We start from the raw sequence: 1,706 nt of genomic DNA on the forward strand, positions 1-1,706 counted from the left end.
GATCGATGTCGGGGAGCACGTCCTCATTGTACTCAGGCATATCAGACCTCCCAGGATCATCTGTTGTAAGATGATCTTGCTCCGTGCAAAGCATCATCCTGCGTCGGGCCGCAGGGTTCCTCCCGTGATGCACGGTCAGCGACCACATAGTCACCGGCGAGGAGACCACCGCGCAGATCGCGAGAGCCCGCCTGCCGTGGTACGCCGCGAGCGTGTAGAGGCCGGCGGCCTCCATCTCGACGCCCAGGATGCCGTGCTGCACGAACGGCTCCGTGAGCTCGGGGCGCGTGCTGTAGAACTGGTCGCTCGAGAACAGCTGACCCACGTGCACGGCCGATTCCAGGGGCTCGGTCTCACTCGCCTCGACCGCGGCGCGCAGCAGCGAGAAGTCGGCGACGGGTGCGAAGTCGAGGCCCTGGAAGCGCACCCGGTTGATGCCGGAGTCCGTGCTGGCGCCGTTCGCGATGATGATGTCGCGGATCTTCACCTTCTCGGTCAGTGCGCCGCACGAGCCGACGCGAACGATCGTCTGCACCCCGTAGGCGTCGAACAGCTCGTTCGCGTAGATCGCCATCGACGGCTGCCCCATGCCGGAGCCCTGCACCGAGACGCGGTGCCCCTCCCAGGTGCCGGTGAAGCCCAGCATGCCCCGCGTCTGGGAGTACAGCTCGGCATCGTCGAGGAAGGTCTCGGCGATCCACTTCGCCCGCAGCGGGTCGCCGGGGAACAGGACGATGGGGGCGATCTGACCGGGTTCTGCGGCGATGTGGGTGCTCATGGCGTCAGCGTAGTCAGCCTCATCCCGGTGCACCCGCGAGCCCGAGCGCGGTGATGAGCTCGTAGGCGGCCGAACGGGCCTGCACGATGACGGTCCCCACCTGCACCCCCTTCGCCGACACCGACAGGAGCAGCTGACCGTAGGGGGCGAGGATGAAGCTGAGCAGCGACAGCTGACTCTGCCCGATCGACACCGAGACCACGGCGGAAAGGCTCGGTTCCGTTCCCTGCGAGATGATCTCGGCCTCGGCCCTGGCGACGGCGAACAGCGAGCCGTTCATGGCGGCCAGGCGGTCGCCGGTCTCCCCGAGGGTGCCGACCGATGCGATGTGCAGGCCGTCGGCGGTCGAGAGGACCGCCGTCGTCAGCTCGGGGAATCGCTCCTCGAGGTGACGCAGCCGGGTGAGCGCCGCCTGGCTCACCACGCCGGACCAGAGCGCCCAGTTCGCGGCGAGGTCCGGATGCATGAGCACGGCGTCCTGCGCCGATGCCGGTTCTGTCGTCGGAGCGGGGCCATCCGCTCGAGTGGAGGCGTTCATGACTCCTCTTCCGGGAGGTCCAGTGCCGCGCAGGCCGCCCGCATGACGCTCTCGCGGTCGCGGGCGTCCGTCGCGAGAACTCGCGTGGGCGGTATCCCGTATCGCTCCAGGCTCTCGGTGAGCGCGGCGCGCACGGTGTCGATCGCGTCGTCGGTGCAACGGGTCACGGCGATCGCCAGCCGATGGTGGTCGCCGGTGAAGCGCGGCAGCCAGTCGTCGGCGTCGTCGGCGATGCTCTCGCTGTCGGCGCGCAACCACAGCATTTGTCGTTCGTCCGGCGGTTCTCCCCACCGTCTGGTGATCGGATCGCGCATTGAATGACTTAACTCCTTAACGGTGTTAACAGCTGTGGATACTGTGGATAAGTCGGTGGATAGCAAGAGCGAGTAG

3 protein-coding genes are annotated in these 1,706 nt (G+C 67.2%); all 3 read right to left on the minus strand.

Going from position 1 to position 1,706, the window contains the following annotated elements; all coding sequences use genetic code 11:
- A partial coding sequence (gene deoD / locus KZA10_RS14230; protein WP_256934884.1) for a purine-nucleoside phosphorylase occupies positions 1-778 on the minus strand: 778 nt, incomplete at its 3' end.
- Between the two features lie 19 nt (positions 779-797).
- A complete protein-coding gene (locus KZA10_RS14235) occupies positions 798-1,316 on the minus strand; it encodes a hypothetical protein (protein ID WP_055869262.1) in 519 nt (172 codons plus the stop codon).
- A partial coding sequence (locus KZA10_RS14240; RefSeq protein ID WP_218683214.1) for a hypothetical protein occupies positions 1,313-1,706 on the minus strand: 394 nt, incomplete at its 5' end. The genes KZA10_RS14235 and KZA10_RS14240, both read right to left, overlap by 4 nt.

The organism is Microbacterium sp. BF1 (genome assembly GCF_019279095.1).
GTDB lineage: Bacteria > Actinomycetota > Actinomycetes > Actinomycetales > Microbacteriaceae > Microbacterium > Microbacterium maritypicum.